The organism is Mesorhizobium sp. CNPSo 4661 (genome assembly GCF_057784215.1).
Genome location: NZ_JBWGIO010000001.1, coordinates 389,841 through 407,944 on the forward strand (window position 1 = coordinate 389,841; position 18,104 = coordinate 407,944).

Sequence of the window (18,104 nt, forward strand, 5' to 3'; positions counted from 1 at the left end):
GGGACGGCGGCATGAATTTTCTGGTCACCGGTGGCGCCGGCTTCATCGGCTCGGCCGTGTGCCGGCATCTGTGCGCCAATCCGGCCTACCGCGTCACCAATCTCGACAAGCTCACCTATGCCGGCAACCTCGCTTCGCTCAGGCCGATCGAGAACGCGCACAACTATCGTTTCGAGCAGGCCGACATCTGCGACGAGCGCGCGGTGCTGGAGATATTGCGCCGCGACGACATCGACATCGTCATGAACCTCGCCGCCGAGAGCCATGTCGACCGCTCGATCGACGGCCCCGGCGCCTTCATCGAGACCAACATTGTCGGCACCTATCGCATCCTGAATGCCGCGCTGGAATACTGGCGGGGGCTGTCCGACGAGCGCAAGCCCGGCTTCCGCTTCCACCATGTCTCGACCGACGAGGTGTTCGGCGACCTGCCTTTCGATGGCGGCATGTTCGTCGAGGAGACGCCTTACGCGCCGTCCTCGCCCTATTCGGCGTCGAAGGCGGCGTCCGACCATCTGGTGCGGGCCTGGCACGAGACCTACGGCCTGCCGGTGGTGCTGTCCAACTGCTCGAACAATTACGGGCCATACCATTTTCCTGAAAAGCTGATCCCGCTGGTCATCCTCAACGCGCTCGACGAGAAGCCGCTGCCCGTCTACGGCGCCGGCGCCAATGTGCGCGACTGGCTGTTCGTCGAGGATCACGCGCGCGCGCTGGAACTGGTGGCCACCAAGGGACAGCCGGGCGAGAGCTACAATGTCGGCGGCAATTCCGAGCGCACCAATCTCGGCGTCGTCGAGACGATCTGCGGCCTGCTCGATCTGAAGCGGCCGCGCGCAGGCGGCAAAAGCTACCGCGATCTGATCACCTTCGTCACCGACCGCCCCGGCCATGACCGGCGCTACGCGATCGACGCCGCCAAGATCGCGCGCGACCTCGGCTGGGCGCCGCGGGAGAATTTCGACAGCGGCCTGGCCAGGACCGTCGACTGGTATCTCGACAACAAATGGTGGTGGGGCCCGATCCGCGAGCAGCGCTATGACGGTGAACGGCTGGGCCGGGGCAGGGTGGAAACGCGCTCGGCCGAAAGCGCCCCGATCGAAAACGCAAAGAGCGAAAGCAGCCCGACCGGAAGCAAGGCCGAGAGCAGGAAGGTGGCCACGTGAGGCTTGCCGTCACCGGACGCGAGGGCCAGGTTGCCGCAAGCCTGGTCGAGACGGCGCGGGGCCGTGACGGCCTCGAAGTCGTCGCCGTCGGCCGGCCGGCGCTGGATCTGGCGCGGCCGGACACGGTGTTCGCGGCACTTGAAGCGGCAAGGCCCGACATCGTCGTTTCCGCCGCCGCCTACACCGCCGTCGACCAGGCCGAGGACGAGAAGGACCTGGCCTTCGCCGTGAACGCAACCGGCGCCGGCAAGGTGGCCGAAGCGGCGGCAAGGCTCGGCGTTCCGGTCATCCATTTGTCGACCGACTATGTCTTCGACGGCACCAAGGACGGCGCCTATGTCGAGACCGACCCGACCGCGCCGCTCGGCGTCTACGGCGCCTCCAAGCTCGCCGGCGAAGAGGCGGTAGCGACCGCCAACCCGCGCCATCTCATCCTGCGCACGGCCTGGGTCTACAGCCCCTTCGGCAACAACTTCGTCAAGACGATGCTTCGGCTTGCCGCCAGCCGAGACGAGATTTCGGTCGTTGCCGATCAGTGGGGAAACCCGACATCGGCGCTCGACATCGCCGAGGCGATCCTGCATGCGGCGGCGAGACTGCAAACCGACAGGAATTTCGCCGCCTTCGGCGTCTATCACCTGGCGGGCGGCGGCGAGACCAACTGGAGCGGCTTTGCCCGTCACATCCTCGACACAAGCCGGGCGTTTGGTGGCCCGCACGCGAGCGTGCGCGACATCGCGACGAGCGACTATCCGACCAAGGCGAGGCGCCCGGCCAATTCGCGGCTGTCGAGCGCGAAGTTTGCCGGTGTGTTCGGGTGGCAGGCACCGGGGTGGCGGGTATCGGCGGAAAGCGTGGTTCGGCGGCTGGGGGGCAGCGAGACGAAACAGGCATTGAGTGCATGAACGAGAATCCATCACCGGAGCAACTGCGCGATGCGAGCGCGCAGCCGGCCGATCAAGCGGCGCCGAAGAAGCGCGCCAAGGCCAAGCCGGCGAAGACCAAGCCGGCGAAGCGCACCTGCATCATGGTGCTCGGCATGCACCGCTCGGGCACCAGCGCGCTGACGAGGGCGATCAGCCTGCTTGGCGCCGAACTGCCGAAGAATTTGTTGGGGGCGAATCCGTCAAATCCGACGGGACATTGGGAGCCGCAACGCCTCATCGAACTGCACGACCAGATGCTTGCCGAGGCCGGCAGCAGTTGGGATGATTGGCGCTCGTTCGACGTCAACGACCTTGGGACCGCGCGCCTGCAATTCTACAAGGCCGAGATCGCCAGGGTGATCGACGAAGAGTATGGCAGCGCCACGCTTTTCGTTCTGAAGGAACCTCGCATTTCGCGTTTCGTGCCGCTCTATGCGGATATTCTCGAACGAATGCATATCGACGTTCGATATACGCTGGTCTCGCGTAATCCGTTGGCTGTGATCGCCTCACTGAAGAACCGGGACGGATTTACGGCAGGCTTCAGTTCTCTTCTTTGGCTTCGCCATGAACTGGATGCCGAGCGCGCGACGCGGGACCAGCCACGGATCTTCTTGTCTTATGAGAATATGCTCGACGATTGGCGCTCGGGCATCCAGGGAATCACAGATTCCCTTCGCATCGACTGGCCACACCCCCCAACGGAGTGGAAGACGCTACTCGCTGAACATTTCTCGGCGGATCATCGACATTTTGCCGCAAGTGCCGACTTGCTCCAAGCGGACCCGCGGATCGTAGACTGGATCAAAGATGCCTATGCGGCTTTGACAGCCCTGAAATCCGACGATGCTGACCCAGTTGCGCTCGAAAATCTTGATCGCATCAAAGCCGAATTCGACACCATGTCGCCAATTTTCGGGGAAGCGTTCTTCCCCGAAATGAATGCGCGCCTTGAAATTCTGAATCAAGATAGGGTTGCACAAGAGCAATTAGCTGAACAGCGTGGTGCCGAGATTGCCAGGCTTACGTCGGAGTACGAGAAAAAGATTTTGGAGACTCGAGTTCAAGCGGAGCAACTGGTGAATGAGCAAGCTGAACTGCAGCGCTTGAAAGAAGAGGCAAGGAATACATCCCAAGAACTTCTAGAGGCGAAAACGCTCATTGAAGAGAAGATTCGCCAGATACAGGCTCTCCGGGCGGAAATGCGAATGATCGAAATCCAACCTGAATGTATGTCAAGATTTGTACCAGGCGCCGACCTTAATTCTCCGTCATATCAAGCCCTTTCCAAGGAGCCAGACAGCCAAGAAGCGGTAAGCGTAGTTAACGACGAAACGAAACTTATTGCGTTTTATCTCCCTCAATTTCACCGAGTCGCCGAAAATTCCGAATGGTGGGGGCCTGGTTTTACTGAGTGGTCTAATGTGGCTCGCGCGACTCCAAATTTTGGAGGACATGGCCAACCAAAGATACCGCGGGAACTCGGATACTATGATCTCACTCACCCTGGCGTAATGAGTGAGCAGGTAGAAATGGCAAAGCTATATGGGTTGCATGGGTTTTGTTTCTATCATTATTGGTTTAGCGGCAGAAGAATTCTGGAAAAGCCTGTTGATCTCTTTATGGAGAGCGACATAAATTTCAAGTTTTGCCTATGTTGGGCCAACGAAAATTGGACGCGAGCCTGGGACGGAAATACCAAAGACATCTTACTTCATCAGAAATATGCTGAAGGGGACGCCGAAAAATTCATCGATGGAATGGTCGGCTACTTCAGGGATGACAGGTATATCAAGATCAATGGGAAACCACTGTTAGTGGTCTATCGGGCGAAGGATATACCCGACCCCAAGCGTTGGTTTTCGATATGGCGAGATCGTGTCGTCGCCCATGGATTCTCGGGTATCCACATTAGTGTGGTGGATTTTTACGACATAACTACACCAGAAGAAGTTGAAGCTGATTCTCTCGTCGAATTCCCGCCTCATAAGTTTAACGGGCCGCAAAATCATCCCTCTGAATTTCCTTCCATCACGAATCCGAACTTCTCTGGCGGCATAGTTGATTATCGCAAGATGATCGCCCAAAGCGCTAACCGACCAAGGCCGTCCTTCGCTATGTTCAGGGGGATTATTCCAGGATGGGACAATACGGCTCGCCGGCAGAACAATCCGACCATAGTTATTAACTCAACACCTAAACTTTATGGTGAATGGCTTCGCTTCTTGCGTTTCCAAGCTCGGCAAGACCATCCCAATCCAGACAACCGCTTTGTCTTCATTAACGCGTGGAATGAGTGGGGCGAAGGTTGCTACCTTGAGCCCGACCAGCGATGGGGGCTCTCATATTTGGAGGAGACGCTTCGCGGGAAGCATTTTGATGAAGGCAGCGAGCCCGTTGGAATCGATGCTGCTCGGTCGCGCTTGTTTGACGAGATCGTTGCGCAAACCGAACATCAAGAAGTTCCAAGCGTCTCTTTGCCAAAGGAAGCGCTCGCAACCATCGCACCTCCTAGCCAGATGGCTGTAAGAACGTCAATTATCCTACGTAGCTGGCCACGATTGCATTCAGCCGCTCGATACGTCTACCGCCATTGGCATAAGAAGGTGAGCAGCCATCATGGATAAAGTGGCTGTCGTAGCCCATTTCGACCCAAATGGCTCTGTAGAGGCCAATTTTTTAGACTTGCTGGCCTGCCTTGCGGAAGCATTCGACCGCACGGTTCTGGTTACGACCAGCCAAATCGATTCCGATTTGGTGAAGGAGTTCCCCAACCTAACGGTAATAACTCGCCCAAATTTCGGGTATGATTTTTACAGTTATCGTGTCGGATTGACGTTCGCACTTGAGAATTGGCAGGTTGGCGCTGCCTTACTGGTAAACTCCAGCTTTGCGATACTGTCGCGCGATACTTTTTGTAACGCATTGGGAAGAATGCTGGAACTGATCGACAGCTACGATGTGGTTGGAGCGACTGAATCGTTACAATTTTCGTGGCATATTCAATCATACTTGATGCTCTTAGGATCAAATGTTCTCGAAGCGGCCTGGTTCCGCCCATTTATTACAAGCATAGAGCCAACGAACTCGAAATTTGATACGATTGCGCGATTTGAGCTTGGCTTGTCTGTCGGACTAAGGCGCAACAATGCTAAAGTCACGACCTTGATCAGGCCGCAGCTTGTAGAGCTCGGCAGCGCTGATGATTACTGGGCCAATGACGGGAAAAAAAGATATGCGACTAGCAGATCTGTCGTTTCCAATACCAACTCCTTATCGCAGAAGTTTAATCCAGTGCACCACCTGGCGGAGCTTGTGGCTCGTCGGCTAGGTTATGTGAAGTTTGAGGTGTTGAGAGACAACCCGCACGAGATTGATCTCTCGTTTGTCGACGAACTTTGCGAGCCAAGTCGCCTTAGCGCAATCCAGGAAATGGTGAGCCGTAACCGTTTACGATATGCCCGAGGAACCGACAGCCTTTCCGCTCTTAAGTCGGATAGTGGGCCTATCCCGTCCTTCAAACTTGCGCGCTGGCGCCAGCCGAATGCTGGGGCGGTCAGCGTCGCGGTAGTCTTGCATCTATATTACGTCGAAATGATTCCCGAAATATGCCGCCTTTTGAAAAACATCGTTTTGCCGTTCGACCTTCATGTCACGACGCCGTTCGAAGGGGATGTCACTGAGATATTTTCGAATTTTTCCGGGTTGGCTAGAAGTGTTTCTGTCTATTGTTCAGAGAACCGCGGTCGCGATATTGGTCCTTTCGTTTCGATCTATCGTAGCGGTGTGCTGGACCGATATGATGTCATCTTAAAGATGCATTCCAAGAAGAGCACCTACAGTACCCAGGGATCCTTTTGGAGGGATCGGTTATATCAATCGGTTGCCGGCGACTCCCTGACAGTATTGAGATCTATAGATCTGGTAAATTCCGGCAAGGTCGGCATAGTTGGCCCGCATCGCTACTATCTTACCAACGATCGTTTCTGGGGCGCGAATCGCGAAACGATGCGCAGGTTGCTACATGATATGACTGCATTCGACGTCGAGGAACATTTTGAGCTGGGATTCTTCGCCGGTTCGATGTTTTGGTTCTCGCCACGAGCTTTGGAACCGTTAAAGGATATTCCCGAAGCAAGTCTGACTTTCGAACAGGAAGACGGTCGACAAGATGGTACACTAGCGCATGCGATAGAAAGAATATTTTGTTCGATAGCGCGTAGCCAGGGCTTCACTGCGTCAACTATTATTCTGCGCGGTGAGGATATTCGCGAATCTTGTACGGATGCAAATGAAGTTCCTGTACTATGATGGTTTTAGTGAAAATGGCGCATTGAGGAGTGAGAATGACTGATACATTCAATTATAAGGGTTTCGACATTCCGGTACATCTCGCTCATATGACTGGAGGAGCTGAAGACACCTTTGACCATATTTCGAAGGAGCATATGCGTCAGGCCGACGAGTATATCGGCATTCAACCGGATAACTCCATAGTTGAGATCGGATGCGGTATCGGCCGTGACGCGATACCGCTCACCGAGCGCTTAGCTGAAAATGGTCAATATTTGGGAATTGATGTAGTTAAGCCGATGATTGATTGGTGCCAAAAGGCGATCACTTCAAAGCACCAAAACTTCAAATTTGTCCACTTTGATGTGGCTGAGAAGTGGTATAATCCGGACGGTACGATGCTGCTTCAGCAATGCAAAATACCAGTGCCGGATTCTTCGGTCGACGTCATTATTTTACACTCTGTTTTTACTCACATGATGCGACAGGATATCGCTCACTACCTCAATGAATTTGCTAGGATATTGAAGCCTCGCGGAAAGGTTCTCGCCACAGTTTTCATAGTTGACAGCGACATCCTCCTGAGCCAAGGCCCGAAGTCGTATATCACCTTCAATCATTCACTCGGCGACGGCTGCTACGTCCACGAGCTAGAGAAGCCAACACATGCTGTTGCCTATGAAGAGGCGACGATAGCTGCGATGGTAGCGGATGCCAATCTCCAATTGGCTAGGCCTCCGATTTGGGGAATTTGGAGCGGCCGGCGCTCCAACCCAGGCGGGGGGCAAGACGCTGTCATCCTGGAACTGGCGACCGGCCGGCGCTCAGCTTAGGGGCGCGCCTCTGCAAGGAGACCTACCTGGTAACTGTGACCAAGAAGGCGGTTCAGGCAGCACTATGAACATTGCTCAACTTATTGTTTCTCTGATTCGTCGAGAGGTGTCCGGCCGCTATCGCGGTTCTGCATTTGGGATACTGTGGTCCTTGTTAAATCCGCTGCTTATGCTTGCGGTATATACGTTTGTTTTTGGCGTAGTAATGAAAGCCCGCTGGACAATCCCCGATCAGCAGAGTGGCACACACTCAACAGGCGAGTTTGCAATCATCTTGTTCTGCGGGTTGATCGTCTTTCAGTTCTTCGCCGAGGTGGTTTCGCTGGCGCCTGGCTTGGTCGTGGGCAACGCCAACTACGTCAAGAAGATCGTCTTCCCGATCCAGATTTTGCCTGTGGTGTCGGCAGGAGCGGCGTTGTTCCACGCGGTTGTCAGCTTGTTAGTGCTACTCACCTTTGCCTATATCGTTTTCGGTGACATTCCGCTAACTGTGGCTCTGGCGCCGATGGTTTTTGCGCCGCTAATAGTTCTAGTGGTTGGCATCGCCTGGATATTGGCGTCGGTCGGCGTCTATTTTCGCGATATGGGGCAGATTGTAGCTCCTTTAGTCACCGCAACGCTGTTCTTGTCACCGGTGTTTTTCCAGAGAACGGCGCTGCCGACTTGGCTGCAGCCTTGGCTTTCGCTCAATCCGCTCGCTATCCCGGTGGAGAGTTTCCGCGATGTGGTCATATTTGGCGCGCAGCCAGACTGGATGGCCTTAGCTTATTACTCACTTGTGGCGATTGCTGTCGCTTTTTTCGGCTATCAGTTTTTCCAGAAGACTCGCAGAGGCTTTGCCGATGTCCTCTGATAGGTTCGCTGTCCAAACTGGAGTCCGCGACACAGATGTCGCCATTCGCGTCCATGATGTGTCGAAACATTATGTGATGTTCGAGCGACCGGAGGATCGTTTCAAGCAGATGGTGGTCCCGCGGCTGGAGCGGTTGGTCGGCCGGTCACCTCGCCGCTACTTTCGGGATTTCGCCGCTCTGTCCAAAGTTTCGTTTGAGGTCGGTCGTGGTGAAACGGTGGGCATCATCGGGCGTAATGGGTCGGGCAAATCGACGCTGCTGCAGATTATCTGCGGCACGTTGCAGCCAACCAGTGGCTCGGTCGAGGTCCATGGCCGCATCGCTGCGCTGTTGGAACTCGGCGCTGGTTTCAATCCCGAATTCACTGGCCGAGAAAATGTCTTCCTCAATGCTACGATCCTTGGTGTTCCACGCAAGGAGATGGAGTGGCGGTTCGACGATATCGTCCGCTTCGCGGATATCGGTCCTTTCATCGACCAGCCCGTGAAGACCTATTCGTCCGGAATGTATGTGCGCCTGGCCTTCGCCACCGCGATTAATGTCGATCCGGACATTCTGGTCGTGGACGAAGCGCTTGCGGTGGGCGACGAGGCATTCCAGCGCAAATGCTTCGCTCGCATCGAAGATATCAAGGACAGGGGCGGCACCATCCTTTTCGTCAGCCACGGCGCTCAAACCATCGTGCAACTGTGCACACGGGCGCTGCTAATCGATGGCGGTGAGAAGATACTTGAAGGTCGGCCGAAGAGGGTAGTTAGTCAGTACCAGCGATTGGTGAATCTCGCCGGAGAGGAAGCACGGAGCGTCCGAAAACAAATTGTCGAAATGGGTGAAGCGGCCATCGTAAGCCCTGACGAGCCTCACCTAAGCCAGGTGTCCGATCGACAAATTTTCCACCCGCAGCGCGAAGCCGTGCAATTTGATGACGAAGGTTGGTTCGATCCGTCGTTGGTCTCGCATTCGAGGGTCGAGTACGAGAGTCAAGGGGCTGAAATAAGTCAACTCAGAATTGTTGATCTTGAAGGGAAGAAAGTAAATGTCCTCACGCACGGCCGGAGATATACATACAAGTACGATATAACTTTTACAGATGATATATACAATTTTGGGTTTGGAATGCTGATAAATACCAAATCAGGAATGGGGATAGCGGGTATCGGGAAGGGGACAACTGGAAGCCCTGTTATTAAGAAGGTAGAAAGAGGCTCCAAGGTTAGGGTGTCTATTGATTTTGTGGCTGATTTGCTGCCGGACGTTTATTTCATTAACGCGGGAATAACCGGAACGACCTCCGGTGGAGGGGGATTTGTTCATCGTATTATCGATGGATTGGCGTTTCGAATAGCGCCTGTTGCGGATCTGGAGGCCACCGGGATCGTCGATCTTGGTGTTGTAGGCAGTTATGAGTTGGTGGATTGATGGGAGTTGCGATGTATCCGTCTGGTTCCGACAGGCATCCTGCAAAGAATCTTCCCGCTGGATCGTCCGAGCATTATTCGGCCTATGTTGGCCCCCCAGATCAATATGACTTCATGGGTGCTACTCAATTCCGTCTATTGTGCGCGCTGGGCCTTCGCGAAGATCATACGCTATTAGACTTCGGTTGTGGTAGCCTCCGGGCTGGGCGGCTTTTCATTCCGTATCTGCAAGAGGGTGGCTACTTTGGCATAGAGCCAAATAAGTGGCTGATAGAAGACGCTGTAGAAAATGAAGTTGGAAAGTGGTTAGTCGAAAGAAAGAACTGTAGATTCGATTATAATAATGAATTCGATTCTTCTGTTTTTGGAGTAAAGTTCGACTTTATTGTTGCTCAGTCTATATTATCTCACGCCGGAAGGAGTCAGGTCATAAGGACTCTTACAGGATTTTGCGAAAATATAAAAGACGACGGTATCGCTGCTGCCACTTTCGTAGTGGCTAAAGACAAAGAATTAGATCACACTCAAGATGAATGGGTTTATCCGGGGTGCGTTTCGTATTCTGAGGATACGATTGGTTATTTTGCCTCGATCTGCTCATTAAAATACATACGGATTCCTTGGTATCATCCTCGGCAGACTTGGTTTTTGTTTTCAAAGGATGCGGGGAGTCTCCCAAGCGCTGAAACTGCCGCTAAGCATCTTCAGGGTCAAGTGCTAAAGAACCAGCCGGTCGCCTAGCTCACGGTGGTTGAGATCAGATGGGGCGACCGAATTCCAGAACATTCTTTTTCGCGGCATTAGCCATACTTGCCCTTGGCGAAGAGCACATTTTTGAGCGACGGCAATACGCCCCCAAAAAACCTCTGCTCTCCCGCCAACGCTGCGCTGAGGCGGTGACCGGGAGCTGCGGACGTTGCAATCCAGAGTGGTTGCGGACGCTGGTCGGTCCGGGTGCCATTCTGGTGGTCGTATTCCGCGCCCGGAGTTCTTTGCGGCGAGGAACCGGTCATACCGCGCCGAGAAGAGTCCATCTGAGCTGGCCACGCCTTCAGCGGTTGGCTACCCTCGCGAGCGCTTGTTGATTTGCGTAGCTCGGGGTCTCGCCAAGCCGGATCATTACAATGTCGCCCTGTATTTCCAGGCTGCCTGGCGTGGGCCATATAGGCATCGTTGAAAGCCGCAAAATTGTCTGATCGACTTGCTGGTCCGTCGGTTGCTCCAGATTGGAATAGCCGAGCAGTTTCATATAGGAGGTGATGCGCCAGGCACTGCCGCCGTCCCACTCGAAGAATGAATAGCCGATGGTTGAACTCGGGGGCCTGGGATAATTGGTGGCAAATGGCAGCCCGCCAAACACGCTTAGAGCGTATGAGTGTTTGGCGTCAAAGCCGAACGTCGCCGTCAGTCTGTCGTAGATGGCGGCGGCCAGGAGCGTGTCGTGCTTTTCGACGAGATAGCTGGATGCCTGGCGATAGTTTTGGATCACCTGGATCTGGAAGATCAGCACTCCAAGCAGGATCGCCGACACGGCGCTGAGCCGGGTATTGCTGCTTGTCACCGCAAGGTAGACGAAGAGCCAAACCGCTATCGGCAGCCCTACCAGACTTCTGACGGGCATGATGCCAGCCGCCAGAGCGTGGACACTGAATGGAATGAACAGGCAGACCAAAGCGGCTACGAGCAGTGGCAACCTTGCGCGAGACGTCTCCTTGAAAAGCGTCCAGCAGCCACAAATCAGCAGCAGCGGAATCGCCCACAAAACGACGCCATAGGTGTCATGGTCTAGACCAAACGCCCCTCTTATCGCCTCGAGCACACGGCCTGTCAGCACCATCGGATGTTGAAACAGAAATGCTGGCTGAAAAAGCGACTCGAGATAACCACTTCTTCTGGAAGTGAACGACTTGAAAATCGCATTTCCGAAAGCGTAGAAAATCGCGGAGACGGCTACCAGGATGCCGACGCGGATCAGGTCTTTCGGCAGCGGTCTTTCGATGCCGGCCCGTGCCTGCAAAACCCAGACAGCGATGCCCAATACCAGGATAGCCGGCGCGAAACTCTGATAAATTGAGATCGCAAAACTGCCGGCAGAGATCGCAACGAGGAAGCGCGGACTCGCTACCGGGATATTTTTTTTGCCGATCAGCCAAACCGCAAGGGCGCTCGCGGCCAAGCCGATCCCGACTGCTGCGATGTTCGAATAGAACTCGACAATGAAGAACCAGGTCGGGAAGGCGCAGAAGATCGTGAAACAAGCGTACTCGGCGACGGACAACTCACGCTTGTCGATGGCGTCCATAACGAGCAGGTAGGCGGCAACGCAACCGGCGCCGAAAACCGCAGGCGCCAGCACCGGCATTACTGGATTTGGGATAAGAAACGTCTCGATCAGATATGCGCCCCAGCGCCCTTGGGCAATCCAGATCGACGCATCTGTTCTGAACGCAGCTACCTCCTCGTCAATGGACAGCGAAAACGAGGCCAGCTCGGAAAAGTACATTGCGACAAAGATCGCGAAGAGATTGATAGCCGCCCGGATCGGGCGTCTCAGTAGCGTCTGCGCAGGATCCATCGGGAAACCAGAAAATTGAGCGTAGTCGTGATCGCAAGCGTTGCAAAGAAGGCCGCCGCGCGGCTTTGCAGCGCTCGCTCGAGAAGATGAAGGGTTACCAGGCCGGCCACGAACACCGCGCCGACCGAACCGCCGACCGCCAGCCGGTCCGCGAAGCCGGTACGCCCGCCTGGAAAGACGCGGTCCGGATAGAACGCCATCACGAATGCGAGGCCCGCCAGCCAGGCGATCGTGTAGGAAACGCCTGACGACAGAACTGTCAGCCCGGCAAAGTAGACGGCGCTCGTCAATGCGGTGTTCAACCCGCCCGCCGCAAGAAAACGCAGCGCATCCGGGCCTATCCGTTCAGTGCTCATCCGGCCTGGACTGTCGCGAGGAAATCCGAATAGTCCCTGATGTAGTCGCTTGCATCATACGGATGTGAGGCCATGACCAGCAGAACCGTATCCGGCTGGAACTTGTACTGGATGCCCCATACCCCGGGCGGCAGGTAGAGGCCGATCGAGGGATCCGCCAGCAACACTTCCTTCCTTTCGCGGCCGTCATCGACGACCACCGAGAGGCGGCCATGGGTGGCAATCAGGAATTGGTGACACTGGCGGTGCGCGTGCTCGCCCCTGACCTTGTCGGAACGAACGCCATAGACGAGAAACGAGCGCAACGGTTTGAAGGGCAGGTTCCGTCCGAACTCGAGCGGGGCCAGTTCGCCGCGCAGGTCGCTGAAATGCGGCAACCGCCAGAGCTCGCAGCCGCCGACGTCCAACGCCATCCTGTCGCCGGCAGCGCCGGGTGTCGCCTGGGTTACCGTCGCTTCAACCTGCGGACCGGTCTGATAGCCGACGATGACGGCCGGATTTCCGACGACCACGGCGTTGGCCGGCACATTCTTGGTCACCACGGCGCCAGCGCCGACCATTGCCTGGCGGCCGATGGTTATTCCCGGCAGGATCGTTGCATTGGCGCCGATCGAAGCGCCGTCCTCGACGATCGTCTGGAGAAACGTCTCCGGATAGTGCTTCGAGCGCGGGAACCGGTCGTTGGTGAATGCGACATTGGGCCCGACGAAGACGCGGTTGCGGATGCGCACGCCATCCCACAACTGAACGCCGCTTTTTATGGTGACGTCGTCGCCGACCGTCACGTCATTCTCGACAAACACATGATCGCAGATGTTGCAATTGGCGCCGATCACGGCACCCGGAAGGACATGGGCGAATGCCCATATGCGTGTGCCGTCGCCGACGTTCGTGCTTTCGCAGATGCCGCGGTCATGAACAAAGAAAGTCTTGTCGTTCATGCAGACGTCCCATCGACAATGCGACTTATTATCCGCAGTGGGCGCGATTTGGTATTTTCAACCGCTCGCCAAAGATAACAGCCCAGGATGCCCTGCACCGCGAGGATCGCCGACCCAAATCCCACGATGAGCAGCACCAGTGTCGTGTATCCGGCCGGGTCGATCTTGCCAAGCAAGCGGGCGATGATGGTGATTGCCGCAAACACAAGGCTGAGAACGCAGCCTGCGATCCCCACCCAGAGTGTAAGAACGATCGGAAAGTCGGAAAACGACAAGATCGAGTCCATCATATACCGGAGTCGGCGCCCCATGCCCCAGGCGCTTTTCCCATGCTCCCGTTCGCGGCGGTGATAGGGCACGAATTCCCGCCTGAAGCCTACCCAGAACAGTTGCACGACAAGCGAGCTGTTCGGTTCCTCGATTGACAGGATCGCTTCCAGCACCTGGCGGTTGCAGGCAAAAATATCGACGCCCCCGCTTGGCATGCTGGGCAGGATCAGCCTGCGGTACACGCCCCAGAACGCCCGGGAAAGAAACCGCGTCAACAGCGGATCGTCTCGCCCCGCTCTTTTGCCGAACACGACATCCGCCGCGTCTCTTTCCAGTATCGAAAAGAACTCGACAATGAGTTCCGGCGGCTCCTGAAGATCGGCCGCCATTGCAGCCACATACTTGCCCGATGCGTGCTCAAGCCCGGTTCTGATGGCCGTGAAGGAGCCAAAGTTGCGACTGTGGAAGATGACCTTGTAGTCGTAGTCGGTATCCTTCAAAGCCGTGATCAGCAGCGCGCCGGATGCATCCGGCGATCCGTCGATGACGAAGACGAACTCGATATCGCCTTGGTACCTGCCGTGAAAGCCGGCAACCGCCTGCATCAGGGCAGGGATATTCGCCTCGTTTCGATAGATGGGAAAAACAATGGAGCGCGCCGTCACATTGCCTCCCATTCGCCGAGGGCCTTGCAGACTTGCTCGATCTCGTCATTCGACATGTCCGGGTAGCACGGGACGGAACAAAGACGGCCTATGCTTGCCCTGGAGATCGCGAGGTTCTGCACCCCTTTCATGGGCAGGTCTGCCCAACCGACCTGATCGCAATCGAGCACGGGATAGTGAATGTCAGTGTCGATGCCGCGGTCCTTCATGAACGCCCGGAATGCATCCCGATCGTCGCAGAGCAGGACCGCAAGGTGCGCAACCGCGCCGGCGCCGCCGTCGAGGAATGTCAGCCGCCGCCCGGCAACGGCCTTGAATCGGCCGAGGATGGCGCGACGCTGTTCATTGCGGCTGTTCAGATCCGGAAGAAGGACATCCAAAATCGCGGCCTGGACCTCATCCATGCGGGAGTTGCGCCCTCCAGGCAAACCCACATGATATTTGGAGCTCCAGCCATATTGATGAAGCTGACGAACGCGGTCTGCCAGTCTTGGATTGGAGGTGAGGACCCCGCCACCGTCACCCATCGCGCCGAGATTCTTGGTCGGGTAGAAGCTGAAAGTGGCGATGTCTCCAAGCGATCCAGCCATTTCACCCCGGATGCTGGCACCGTGCGCCTGGGCGCAATCCTCGATGACCGGTATATGCGACATGCCGGCAGCGATAAGTCCCGTCCGAACAGCGGTAACGTCGACCACCCCGCCGTAAAGGTGGGTAACGACGATCGCAGCCGTGTCGGCACTCACCGCTTGCAGCACGGATTGGACGCTTACAAGTTGGCTTGCGGGTTCGATGTCGACGTAATGTGGAATGAGGTTGTTGTGCCAGCAGGCACAACTGGCATATCCCCCAGCATTGGCAGCCACGATCACCTCGCGTCCGCGCGCATCATCGAGTCCGACGATCGAGCGTAAGGCGAGTTCAAGGGCGTCCGTGCCGTTAGCGACAAGGATGCAATTGGCGGCTCCTACAAACTTCGCAAAGTTCGCAGCGAACCGCTTCCCAGCCGCGCCGTTGAGCCACCATCCGGACTGCAACGTGCTCGCCACTTCGCGCGCGATCTTGGCCTCGTAGCGCTGGTACAGGCGCTTGAGATCGTTCATCGGAACGGCATTGGGCGTTGTCATCAACAACTCTTATCCATTCCGGCATCCTTGCGTGGCAAAACACCCAGAAAATTCAACTGCTGCCGATGCACCACATCTGACGATACTTGCATCGAGGGCACTGCGGGAAAGCCAAGACCAGAGCCACAACTATTGAGATTCCGGCTCAGCCGCAACTGCTTTGCGAAGCGTGGTAAGCTGCGGTATTGGTCAATGCCGTCTCCGCAGGCTTGATCGGCGCCGCCGTGAGCGACGCCACTCGACCACCTTTGAGCGTTGGTCTCTTCGTGCATAGCCGTTGCAACAAGCTTATGGCGGCTTAGTGAAGCCGAATCGCGATCCTGCGCTATTTATTAGCAGAACCTATTGGGTGTCTTCCGGCGGCTTTTCTGAAGCGACCAACAAGTCCGGCTTGAGTTGTTGCAGCTTCCAGACAAATTATTTGCACAACCGCATATGCACCCAAAAAACCTCTGGCTCTCCCGCCCTCTCCGCGCTAAGGCGATAGTCGGGTAAGGGGTTGGGGACTTTGCAATCCAGAGTGGTGGCGGACGCCGGTCGGTCCGGCGCTGTTCTGGCAGTCATATCCCGGCGCCTGGAGTTCAGTACTACCCAATGACTGCATACGTAGAAGCCGTATCGGGTATCCGACCAAGGATGCGGCGCGCCATCATCATGATCCAGGATCTCGTCATGGTCCTGGTCGCGGTGGCGCTTAGCCTGATCCTGTCGCAGTCGCGGCTTTCCTTCGACGCGTTCTCCGCCAGTGGGCTGGCCTGCTGGGCGCTCATCGTGCTCATCGCCCATCTTTTGTTCCGCACCTGCGGTCTCTACAACACCGTCTGGCGCTTTGCCTCCACGCCCGACTTCTTCAATATCCTGAAGGGCTGCGGCAGCCTCACGGTGGTTCTCTATCTGGCTTCGCTCGGCTTCCGCTTCTTCTTCCAGCCGGTCGCCGGCCTCAACGAGCGCCAGTTCATCGTCTTCTTCCTGGTCTCCTTCACCATCATTTCGGCGCCCAGGCTCTACTATCGCTTCCTGCGCGACGGCGCGAGCTGGCGCATTTTGCGCCGCGCCACCGGCGATGCCTCGACCAAACAGGCACTGTTCATCGGCCGGCTGAGCGAGGCGGACCTGATCGTCCGCTTCACCCGCACGGCCCAACCCGCCGAATACGCGATCGCCGGGATCATGGCCACCGAGAGCGAGGCGCCGCTCGGCACGCAGATCCAGGGCGTTCCGGTCGTGGCGCTGCGGGCGCGCCTGGTCGAAGTGCTGGAGGATTATGTCAAGGGCACGGAAAACCTCGACCTCCTGATCTTCGGCCAGGGGGTCGAGCGCGAGATCGAGGACTATGCCGAGCTGGTGCGGATTGCCCGCCACAGCGGCATCGGCGTCGTCCAGTTTTCCGGCCTGTCGGAACTGGGGCAGGGCGGCAAGCTGGTCCTCGATGCCGTCGAGATGGAGACCATCATGCGCCGTTCGGCGGTGGCCACCGACACCACGCGGATCGGCGCTTTCGTCGGCGGCAAGCGCGTCATGGTCACAGGCGGTGCCGGCTCCATCGGCCGCGTGCTCGTCAAGCGCGCGCTGGAGCTGGGCGCCGAGGCGGTGCTGGTGGCCGACAATTCCGAGTTCGGCATTTTCCAGCTCGATCAGCAGACCGACGATGGCGATCGCGACCGGCTGACCAGCCGCATTGTCGACGTCACCGACCGGCCTCACATGACGCGCCTGGTCAGCGAGTTCAAACCCGCGATCATCTTCCATGCCGCGGCGCTCAAGCACGTGCCGCTGCTCGAGGAGAACTGGGAAGCGGCGATCGAGACGAATGTCTTCGGCACGCTCGCCTGCGCCGAGATCGCCGCCGAATGCGGGGTGCCGCAGTTCCTGCTGATTTCCAGCGACAAGGCCGTCGACCCGACTTCGGTGCTGGGCGTCACCAAGCGGGCGGCCGAACAGGTCGTCTCCTCGCTGCATGAAGCCCAGGCGTCGTCGCCGCAGCCGCGCGCCGGCGCGGCGAACGGCCATGCCGGCGTCTCCGATCTACGTCATTCGGGCACGAAATTCATCGCCGTGCGTTTCGGCAATGTCTTCGGCTCCAACGGCTCGGTGGCGACCATCTTCCAGGCGCAGATCGAGGCCGGCGGGCCGGTGACCATCACCGACCGGCGCATGACCCGCTATTTCATGACCGTGGCCGAGGCCGTCGACCTCGTCATCATGTCGGCGGCCGACGCCGAGCGGCGCCGGGGCGCGGATGACTACGCCATCTACATGCTCGACATGGGCAAGCCCGTGCCGATCCTCGAAGTCGCCGAGACCATGATCCGCATGGCTGGCAAAAGCCCCTACACCGACATTCCGATCCGCTTCACCGGCATCAGGCCCGGCGAGAAGCTGCACGAGGCGCTGCACGCCGAGAACGAGGAGGTGGTCAAGCTCGACATCGCCAAGATCTTCGGCCTCAAGACCGGCGTCATTGAATGGCCGAGGATCGAGGCGGTTCTGCCGGCGCTGGTGGCCGCGATGCACAATCGCGACAAGGCCGCCGCGCTTGCCATCCTTGCCGGACTCTATGGGGCGGAAGAAGACATTCGCGGCGCGCGCGAAGAGGTGGTGCCGAAAACGGCCGGACAGGTCGGTTAACCTGTGCCGTACGCCCGCAATTGGCTATTGAAACCTGTTCAAGCACCCTTCT

The 18,104-nt window shown here is 57.1% G+C and carries 14 protein-coding genes; 9 read left to right on the forward strand and 5 right to left on the reverse strand.

What is annotated here, in order from left to right; translation table 11 throughout:
• Positions 1 to 11: 11 nt before the first annotated feature.
• From rfbB to AC0YKC_RS01865, 8 genes are all read left to right on the forward strand, one after another.
• Positions 12 to 1,166: a dTDP-glucose 4,6-dehydratase gene (rfbB, locus tag AC0YKC_RS01830; protein ID WP_488509529.1), complete on the forward strand. Its 1,155-nt coding sequence runs from the start codon at positions 12 to 14 to the stop codon at positions 1,164 to 1,166.
• Positions 1,163 to 2,071 (forward strand): dTDP-4-dehydrorhamnose reductase, encoded by a 909-nt coding sequence (rfbD, locus tag AC0YKC_RS01835; RefSeq protein WP_488509531.1) that lies wholly within the window; start codon positions 1,163 to 1,165, stop codon positions 2,069 to 2,071. The genes rfbB and rfbD overlap by 4 nt, the downstream gene beginning before the upstream one ends.
• Complete coding sequence (locus tag AC0YKC_RS01840; RefSeq protein ID WP_488509534.1) at positions 2,068 to 4,719, forward strand: glycoside hydrolase family 99-like domain-containing protein; 2,652 nt, start codon at positions 2,068 to 2,070, stop codon at positions 4,717 to 4,719. Before rfbD ends, AC0YKC_RS01840 begins: the two co-directional genes overlap by 4 nt.
• Entirely contained in the window at positions 4,712 to 6,403 is a 1,692-nt protein-coding gene (locus AC0YKC_RS01845; RefSeq protein ID WP_488509537.1) for a rhamnan synthesis F family protein, read from the forward strand. Before AC0YKC_RS01840 ends, AC0YKC_RS01845 begins: the two co-directional genes overlap by 8 nt.
• A 35-nt stretch (positions 6,404 to 6,438) precedes the next feature.
• Positions 6,439 to 7,218, forward strand: a complete 780-nt coding sequence (locus AC0YKC_RS01850) for a class I SAM-dependent methyltransferase (RefSeq protein WP_488509539.1) — start codon at positions 6,439 to 6,441, stop codon at positions 7,216 to 7,218.
• 64 nt (positions 7,219 to 7,282) lie between these two features.
• Positions 7,283 to 8,071, forward strand: a complete 789-nt coding sequence (locus AC0YKC_RS01855; protein WP_488509541.1) for an ABC transporter permease — start codon at positions 7,283 to 7,285, stop codon at positions 8,069 to 8,071.
• Entirely contained in the window at positions 8,061 to 9,491 is a 1,431-nt protein-coding gene (locus tag AC0YKC_RS01860) for an ABC transporter ATP-binding protein (RefSeq protein WP_488509543.1), read from the forward strand. The genes AC0YKC_RS01855 and AC0YKC_RS01860 overlap by 11 nt, the downstream gene beginning before the upstream one ends.
• Positions 9,491 to 10,231: a class I SAM-dependent methyltransferase gene (locus AC0YKC_RS01865; protein ID WP_488509545.1), complete on the forward strand. Its 741-nt coding sequence runs from the start codon at positions 9,491 to 9,493 to the stop codon at positions 10,229 to 10,231. The genes AC0YKC_RS01860 and AC0YKC_RS01865 overlap by 1 nt, the downstream gene beginning before the upstream one ends.
• Before the next feature lie 310 nt (positions 10,232 to 10,541).
• Here the strand turns inward: AC0YKC_RS01865 and AC0YKC_RS01870 are convergent, their stop codons facing one another.
• From AC0YKC_RS01870 to AC0YKC_RS01890, 5 genes are read right to left on the reverse strand one after another with little or no spacing between them, the layout of a single operon-like run.
• Entirely contained in the window at positions 10,542 to 12,065 is a 1,524-nt protein-coding gene (locus AC0YKC_RS01870; RefSeq protein ID WP_488509547.1) for a glucosyltransferase domain-containing protein, read from the reverse strand.
• Positions 12,041 to 12,421, reverse strand: coding sequence for a hypothetical protein (locus tag AC0YKC_RS01875; protein WP_488509549.1), 381 nt, complete (start codon positions 12,419 to 12,421; stop codon positions 12,041 to 12,043). The genes AC0YKC_RS01870 and AC0YKC_RS01875 overlap by 25 nt, the downstream gene beginning before the upstream one ends.
• Complete coding sequence (locus AC0YKC_RS01880) at positions 12,418 to 13,362, reverse strand: WxcM-like domain-containing protein (protein ID WP_488509552.1); 945 nt, start codon at positions 13,360 to 13,362, stop codon at positions 12,418 to 12,420. Before AC0YKC_RS01880 ends, AC0YKC_RS01875 begins: the two co-directional genes overlap by 4 nt.
• Positions 13,359 to 14,297 (reverse strand): glycosyltransferase family 2 protein, encoded by a 939-nt coding sequence (locus tag AC0YKC_RS01885; RefSeq protein WP_488509555.1) that lies wholly within the window; start codon positions 14,295 to 14,297, stop codon positions 13,359 to 13,361. The genes AC0YKC_RS01880 and AC0YKC_RS01885 overlap by 4 nt, the downstream gene beginning before the upstream one ends.
• The gene (locus tag AC0YKC_RS01890) at positions 14,294 to 15,424 is read right to left on the reverse strand and encodes a DegT/DnrJ/EryC1/StrS family aminotransferase (protein WP_488509556.1); all 1,131 of its coding nucleotides are present in this window, start codon (positions 15,422 to 15,424) and stop codon (positions 14,294 to 14,296) included. The genes AC0YKC_RS01885 and AC0YKC_RS01890 overlap by 4 nt, the downstream gene beginning before the upstream one ends.
• Positions 15,425 to 16,018: 594 nt before the next feature.
• On the opposite strand from AC0YKC_RS01890, the gene AC0YKC_RS01895 reads away from it, so the two are divergent.
• Complete coding sequence (locus AC0YKC_RS01895; RefSeq protein ID WP_488509559.1) at positions 16,019 to 18,052, forward strand: UDP-N-acetylglucosamine 4,6-dehydratase; 2,034 nt, start codon at positions 16,019 to 16,021, stop codon at positions 18,050 to 18,052.
• The last annotated feature ends 52 nt before the right edge of the window (positions 18,053 to 18,104 follow it).

Bases quoted from the DNA above. Each gene is read 5' to 3' on its own strand.
- AC0YKC_RS01860 (WP_488509543.1), top strand. From the start codon at position 8,061: ATGTCCTCTGATAGGTTCGCTGTCCAAACTGGAGTCCGCGACACAGAT.
- AC0YKC_RS01865 (WP_488509545.1), top strand. From the start codon at position 9,491: ATGGGAGTTGCGATGTATCCGTCTGGTTCCGACAGGCATCCTGCAAAG.
- AC0YKC_RS01855 (WP_488509541.1), top strand. From the start codon at position 7,283: ATGAACATTGCTCAACTTATTGTTTCTCTGATTCGTCGAGAGGTGTCC.
- AC0YKC_RS01870 (WP_488509547.1), bottom strand. From the start codon at position 12,065: ATGGATCCTGCGCAGACGCTACTGAGACGCCCGATCCGGGCGGCTATC.
- AC0YKC_RS01895 (WP_488509559.1), top strand. From the start codon at position 16,019: ATGACTGCATACGTAGAAGCCGTATCGGGTATCCGACCAAGGATGCGG.
- AC0YKC_RS01890 (WP_488509556.1), bottom strand. From the start codon at position 15,424: ATGACAACGCCCAATGCCGTTCCGATGAACGATCTCAAGCGCCTGTAC.
- rfbB (WP_488509529.1), top strand. From the start codon at position 12: ATGAATTTTCTGGTCACCGGTGGCGCCGGCTTCATCGGCTCGGCCGTG.
- AC0YKC_RS01840 (WP_488509534.1), top strand. From the start codon at position 2,068: ATGAACGAGAATCCATCACCGGAGCAACTGCGCGATGCGAGCGCGCAG.
- AC0YKC_RS01875 (WP_488509549.1), bottom strand. From the start codon at position 12,421: ATGAGCACTGAACGGATAGGCCCGGATGCGCTGCGTTTTCTTGCGGCG.
- AC0YKC_RS01845 (WP_488509537.1), top strand. From the start codon at position 4,712: ATGGATAAAGTGGCTGTCGTAGCCCATTTCGACCCAAATGGCTCTGTA.
- AC0YKC_RS01850 (WP_488509539.1), top strand. From the start codon at position 6,439: ATGACTGATACATTCAATTATAAGGGTTTCGACATTCCGGTACATCTC.
- AC0YKC_RS01880 (WP_488509552.1), bottom strand. From the start codon at position 13,362: ATGAACGACAAGACTTTCTTTGTTCATGACCGCGGCATCTGCGAAAGC.